At 53.3% G+C, this 5,443-nt stretch carries 5 protein-coding genes; 1 reads left to right on the top strand and 4 read right to left on the bottom strand.

What is annotated here, in order from left to right; all coding sequences use genetic code 11:
• Positions 1–1,275: IS30 family transposase (locus M0638_RS27505; protein ID WP_248670151.1), on the bottom strand; the 1,275-nt coding region annotated here is incomplete at its 3' end.
• A gap of 75 nt (positions 1,276–1,350) precedes the next feature.
• Here M0638_RS27505 and M0638_RS27510 point away from each other — a divergent pair.
• Complete coding sequence (locus M0638_RS27510) at positions 1,351–1,620, top strand: integrase core domain-containing protein (protein ID WP_248670152.1); 270 nt, start codon at positions 1,351–1,353, stop codon at positions 1,618–1,620.
• A 195-nt stretch (positions 1,621–1,815) separates the two neighbouring features.
• Here M0638_RS27510 and M0638_RS27515 read toward each other — a convergent pair whose 3' ends face one another.
• From M0638_RS27515 to M0638_RS27525, 3 genes are all read right to left on the bottom strand, one after another.
• A complete protein-coding gene (locus M0638_RS27515; RefSeq protein ID WP_248670153.1) occupies positions 1,816–3,093 on the bottom strand; it encodes an HlyD family type I secretion periplasmic adaptor subunit in 1,278 nt (425 codons plus the stop codon).
• Positions 3,094–3,116: 23 nt separating this feature from the next.
• Positions 3,117–4,796 (bottom strand): ATP-binding cassette domain-containing protein, encoded by a 1,680-nt coding sequence (locus M0638_RS27520; RefSeq protein WP_248670154.1) that lies wholly within the window; start codon positions 4,794–4,796, stop codon positions 3,117–3,119.
• 77 nt (positions 4,797–4,873) lie between these two features.
• Positions 4,874–5,443, bottom strand: a 570-nt coding sequence (locus M0638_RS27525; protein ID WP_248670155.1) for a hypothetical protein, incomplete at its 5' end; no start/stop codon positions are given.

Here is a 5,443-nt window from a genome sequence, read left to right on the forward strand (position 1 = left end):
CGCGATCAAACGGATCCACCGATCACGATCGACCGGATTACGCAGCAGCAGCCCGTTGGTGTTCTCGTTCGTGCCGCGCTGCCAGGGGCTTCGGGGATCACAGAAGTAGATCGCAAGCCCCGTGTCGATCCGCAGCCGGGCGTGCTGCGCCATCTCCGCTCCCTGGTCCCAGGTCAGCGACCGGCGCAACTGCGCAGGCAAGGTCGTGATCTCGCGCGCGATCGCCTCGCGCACCGCCTCGGCGCCGTGCCCGGCCAGCGCCGGGCCGTTCTTCTCGCGCGGCCCGTCGCCATGGCCCGCCATCGGCGGCAGGTGCAGCAGCAGCGTGAACCGCGTCGTGCGCTCGACGAGGGTGCCGATGGCGGAGCTGCCGAGACCCAGGATGAGGTCCCCCTCCCAATGGCACGGTACGGCACGGTCCGCCGCCTCCGCCGGGCGTTCGCCGATGAGGATCTCCGGGGTGATGAACGCCTTGCCCCGCCCCCGCGAGCGTGCCCGCGGCACGCGCAACGCCCGACCCGTGCGCAGGCACGCGGTCAGCTCACGCTTCAGGGCGCCCCGACCCTGGATGTAGAGCGCCTGATAGATGGCCTCGTGGCTGATGCGCATGCTGCTGTCGTCCGGGAAGTCGAGCCGCAGGCGCTCGGCAATCTGCTGCGGGCTCCACGCCATGGCCCATCGCCGATGCTGCCGTCGCCCATGCCGTCGGCCCTTCCACGGTACCGTTGTCGGGCCGGGCACCGCAGCGCCGCCCGGAGCCGCCACGGCGCCGGCCAACCGGTCCTGCACGTAGGCTCGCAGCGCCGGGTGTGTGGTCAGCTTCGCCGGCTTCGGCCGCCGTGCCGCCCGCTCCGCGTGCCATTGTGCCGTGGTCGCCCGGTAATCCAGGTTGCCGCCCCGCGTCGCCGCGTTGCGCCGCAGCTCCCGCGATACGGTCGACGCCGCTCGTCCCAGGCGGCGGGCAATCTCCCGGACGCCCAGGCCCTGCGCCCGCAGCAGCGCGATCTCCTCCCGCTCCGCCAGGCTGAGATAGCGCCCGGAGAGCGGCTTCGATGATCGCGACAGATGCGACGGCGCCATGCCGCCCGCTTCGCGAAACCAACGGTACCCGACCGGTTGCGATATCCCGACTTCCACCGCCGCGTCCTCACTCGACAAGCCCTTGGCGACCAACGCCCAGAACCGCCGCCGGTCCTCCTGTCGCGCCACGCCCGGCCGCCCGGGCGACCTCAGCTTCCGCCGCAAAGCCCGATCCGAACGCCGCCGACCCGCCATCGCTTCCGCCCTCCCCCAGGGGTGTGGCGACGACCGTTTGAATCCACCCAATATGCTTCCACCGACTACCGCCACGTGCTGGAGCGGCAGGGCATCGAGCAGTCCATGAGCCGCCGCGGCAACTGCCTGGACAACGCGCCCATGGAGAGCTTCTCCGCCTCGTTCAAGAAAGAAAGCGTCCACCAGGCCCGGTTCCGTACCTGCGAGGAGGCCAGGGCAGCGGTGTTCGACTACATCGAGGTCTTCTACAACCGGCAACGCCTGAACTCGGGCGTCGGCTACCGCACGCCCGCCAAGGCGCGTGCAGCCATGAGCCCGGAGGCCGCCATGCCACTCGCCGCATGACGCTCTGATCTCACCCCTCCACTCCCCAGGGGGAAGTCCACCTGGATCAGCCGCAACCGGCGCATGGCAAAGGACTACGAACACCTCATGCAGACCGGCGAGATGCTCGTCTACATGGCCATGGCGCGCATCGTCCCGCGCAGGCTCGCGAAGAGCGCGACATGAAATTGCCAAACGCCCTCTATAAGCGGCCGATTATTCCTTCATCGCAAGAGAAAAGAAGCGCGTCAAATTGGAGGTAAGATAAGCCAACATTGTTGAATCTCCGGTATAGATTATGGTTTCAGTTGGTACACCTGGTCTCAAACCATGCCCCCTCAAGAAGCGCTCTGAATTTTCATCAAAATTGATTCGAACAAGAAAAAATTGGTGATTTTGAGGACCATCCACCAGGCGATCAGCAGATACAACTGAGACCAACCCATTCAGCCTTGGCAAATTCATACCATAAGTTCCCAGTATCCTGATTTCCACATTCAAGCCGGGACGAACATTCTCAATGTCGGAAGGGCGGACTTGCGCCTCTATCAAAAGCGAGTCTTCAGCAGGAACAATTTCTAGCATCCTCATACCTGATCCGACAACGCCACCTATGGTAGAGATTGTCTGATTCACAACTCGTCCGGCCACAGGGGCTCGAATGGTCAATCTAGATATTTGCTCGTTTAGCGATCCGATTTTTTCGATTAAATCAGCTCTCTCTCGACGCGCAGCTGCGATGTCTTTTTCCACAGATTCTAGGTACATCCAATGACTCCTGCTTTCATCCAAAGTAGCACGCTCTATACGCGCTTGGTTCTCTGCAATTCTAGCTCGAATAGAAGCAATATCCGAACGAATTTCAGTTGCTACTTGCCTCACCTCATTAAGGCGCCGTTCGGTCCCGGCGCCATTTCTTGCTAAATCCTGCGCAACTGAAACATCCCTTTCAGCCAAACGCAAATGCTCGATCTTGGCGTCCAACTGGATTACTAGATGGCCCAATATTGATTGAGCCTGAGCCCGTTCTGACTGAGCTATTGCGAGATTGTTTGCAATAACCGCCCTCCGTGCGGCGTACATAATTTCCTGATCTCGACGTATGTAAGGGTATTGAGAAATGCTAACTTCTGCCAATGATTGTTCAGAAAAAGCAAGCGGCTGCCCTGTCCTCTCCGCCTCAAGGCGTTCGGTATTCGCAATATTTATCGCAAGTTGCTCTCGTGTGTTGTTAAGCGACAGGTTAAGCCTAGAACTCTCCAACACGGCCAAAATTTGCCCGGATGCCACCAAATCCCCATCTCGAACAAGAATTTCACGTACTACGCCTCCATCAGGGTGCTGTACGATCTTTCTGTTGCTTTCAACCACAATAACCCCGGGCGCTATTGCGGCGGACGCTAATGGCGCCAGAGCAGACCAAATTAATAGTCCACCAAAAGCAACTGATATTCCCACAACACCAATGATAATTGGCTTAAGGAAATTTGCCATCGCAGGTCTCCCGTACGTGATTTTTATTGGACCGCACTTACCAATTTAGGTCTCAGGGCATCGTGAATTTCGGCTTGGCTGACAAATGCTTCGAGATTACCATCCTCTAATATCATCATGCGATTTGCAAGATTTTGTATGCCGGCATGCCTAGAAATCGCCACGATAGTCGTTCCGACACTGTGAAAATGCTTCAATGCTTTGAGCAGAATTGCTTCTCCTTCGTGGTCAAGATGAGTGGTGGGTTCATCCAAAATGAGAATCTTGGGTTTTCCGAAAAACGCTCGGGCTAAAGCGATCCGTTGCCTTGCGCCCGCAGTCAATTGGCAAGTATCGTCACTAATAAATGTATTATAGTCGAACTGCAAATTTCTTATGACCAAATCAGCTCCACTCAATTTCGCCGCATCGACGACGGCAGAAAGATCAGAGTAGCCTCGCCCAATAATTTGTGAAACTTTATCATATCCAAGCTGTTGGCTTTCAGGAAGATAGCCCACTTGAAAACCAAAATCTTGCTCCTTAAACCTCACCAACGAATAATCATCAAATCTGACGATGCCCGAAGAGGGTTGTTCTGCGCCTGCAAGCAGCCTCGCTAAAGTGGTTTTTCCAGCTCCCTCGCGCCCTACTACAGCAATGAAATCTCCTTGGTTTATTGTGAAATTTAGGTTATTTAGAATTGGCTTGTGGCGGTTGATGGAACGGACACTAACATTATTGGCAGAAATATACCCCTGCAGAATCGGCAGTTCAGAACATTCGAATTGGCTAGAATTATCTAGTAGCTTCCTTATTCGTGCCACAGCTGCACGAGTAGCTACAATGGAGCTGTATGAGGCGCTGAGCTTTTCGGTGGTATTCATCACTCTGCCGAATAGCATTGAAGTTGCGATTAGCGCGCCTGCCTGCATCTCACGCTCCAAAACTAAATATGCGGCGATTGCCAAAAGTAGACCTTGAGCAATGCTCTTCAGGGACCGCCCAGAAGCATCAATCCATCCGCATATTTCACTCATATTCAGCATGGCGAGGTTTATCTTATTATTGATGGAGGTCAGCTTCTTTATTATCAATCCACGCGAACCCATAGCAACAACCACATCGAATTTTGAAAAGTTATTTTGCGCGATGAATTCGAATTGATGGAGATTTTTATTTATGATGTTGAGTCTTCTTGCCACGAAACGCTTTTCTCCCACCGAAAGCATCAGGGAGGAAAATATTGCCGCAATAGTGATAAGTCCCAGCCAAGGATGCAGTACAAAAATCGCGCCGATGAATACAACGCAAAATGGCGCATCGAGTATTGTTGGCAAGGCTTGGCCACAAAAGAAGTTTCTCAATGCGTCGACGTCTTTTAATGGCTGATTATTTTTTGCTCCCTCTATGAAAAATGATTTAGTAAAAAAATCTCTTATTTTTTCGTCGACGCAATATCCCGCCCTGGCAAGAACAGAATTTCTTGCTCCTTCAATAAGAACAGAACAAAACAGCGTCAAAAACAACAGCATTGATATAAGACCGAGCGTGGCCATGCTGCCACTCGGCAAAACTTTGTTAAAGATCAGCATGCTGTATAATGGTACACTCAGTTGTAAAATACTTGAAAAGGCGCTGAGAGATAGGCTGTAGAATATTCCGCGCCGAATGATTTTCTTGGCGGAGAGCCATACATCTATAGCGGGTCCGATTTTCAGCACTTGGTTTTCCCCACAATGTTGCTGAGCATTGCTGAGCGGCAGTTATACGAGATTGATTTGTGCAAAGAGCACCAGCATCAACTATTAAAATCACCAAAATGGTGATGTATATCTTGCGAGTGAGAAAGGCTTGAATTCCACATCACATGTGCATCCGCAGAGTGTATTTGCATATCTATGTTATATTCGCTTGAATGGTTGGCGTCTTCATTCAGGTCGACTGAATTAGTGCTGTCGGTCTTCGGGGAATATGAGTGATCAACTTCGAGATTTGCCATAAGATTAGATAAATTCGATTCGAATTTTGCTAGCGTGAAATTCGAATCGTCGGGTTCTGTATTTAGCATCCTAATTATTGCTTCTGCGACACGAGGGGACACGCCATCACCAGGATCCCCATATCTAAAATCGGGCGCTTCCGGATAATGGAAATCCTCCTCGCTATTTACTAGCGACTGATTTTTTGAGGAAATTTCTAAGAATTTTGAGTTAAGATTCCCATCAAACATTTCCGAAGAATCATTCGCCACGTGAAGCACAGACTTATCGTGTACAAAATTTGCATTGGAATTTCCGTGGTCAGTAGTGGCCATATGATTAATCGCCACGGCGGTGGTGGCGTGTTGGTCCACCTGATCGGTGCCGGG

The organism is Roseomonas acroporae (assembly GCF_023223525.1).
Lineage (GTDB): Bacteria > Pseudomonadota > Alphaproteobacteria > Acetobacterales > Acetobacteraceae > Roseomonas_E > Roseomonas_E acroporae.